At 49.2% G+C, this 1249-nt stretch carries 1 rRNA gene; it reads left to right on the plus strand.

The window, feature by feature from the left end:
• Positions 1-30 precede the first annotated feature (30 nt).
• Positions 31-1249: ribosomal RNA gene (locus D8M04_RS19865) — 23S ribosomal RNA — on the plus strand; the annotation flags it as partial.

Consider the following 1249-nt stretch of genomic DNA (forward strand, 5'->3'; position numbering starts at 1 on the left):
TTTATTAGCACGCTTATTCATTGTAAACTTAGTTAAGTGAATAAGGGCGCACGGTGGATGCCTTGGCACTAGGAGCCGATGAAGGACGGGACTAACACCGATATGCTTCGGGGAGTTGTAAGTAAACTTCGATCCGGAGATTTCCGAATGGGGGAACCCACTGTTCGTAATGGAACAGTACTTATACCTGAATACATAGGGTATAAGAGGCAGACCCGGGGAACTGAAACATCTCAGTACCCGGAGGAAGAGAAAGCAAATGCGATTTCCTGAGTAGCGGCGAGCGAAACGGAATTAGCCCAAACCAGAAAGTTTACTTTCTGGGGTTGTAGGACATTCCATACGGAGTTACAAAAGAATTCTTTAGATGAATCGATCTGGAAAGGTCAGCCAAAGAGGGTAACAGCCCTGTAGTTGAAAAAGAATTCTCTCTGGAATGTATCCTGAGTACGGCGGAACACGTGGAATTCCGTCGGAATCCGGGAGGACCATCTCCCAAGGCTAAATACTCCCTAGTGACCGATAGTGAACCAGTACCGTGAGGGAAAGGTGAAAAGCACCCCGGGAGGGGAGTGAAAGAGTACCTGAAACCGTGTGCCTACAAGTAGTCGAAGCGCGTTTTTGCGTGACGGCGTACCTTTTGTAGAATGGACCGGCGAGTTACGATCGTATGCAAGGTTAAGTGGAAGACACGGAGCCGCAGCGAAAGCGAGTCTGAATAGGGCGAATTTAGTATGCGGTCGTAGACCCGAAACCGTGTGATCTACCCATGTCCAGGGTGAAGGTCAGGTAACACTGACTGGAGGCCCGAACCCACGTATGTTGAAAAATGCGGGGATGAGGTGTGGGTAGGGGTGAAATGCCAATCGAACACGGAGATAGCTGGTTCTCTCCGAAATAGCTTTAGGGCTAGCCTCAAGAAATCGAGTACTGGAGGTAGAGCACTGATTGGACTAGGGGCCCTCATCGGGTTACCGAATTCAGTCAAACTCCGAATGCCAGATACTTAGACTTGGGAGTCAGACTATGGGTGACAAGGTTCATAGTCGAAAGGGAAACAGCCCAGACCACCAGCTAAGGTCCCAAAGTATACGTTAAGTGGAAAAGGATGTGGAGTTGCCCAGACAACCAGGATGTTGGCTTAGAAGCAGCCACCATTTAAAGAGTGCGTAATAGCTCACTGGTCGAGTGACTCTGCGCCGAAAATGTACCGGGGCTAAACGTATCACCGAAGCTGTGGATTGTCTTT

The organism is Oceanobacillus piezotolerans (assembly GCF_003665065.1).
GTDB classification, from domain to species: Bacteria; Bacillota; Bacilli; order Bacillales; family Amphibacillaceae; genus Oceanobacillus; species Oceanobacillus piezotolerans.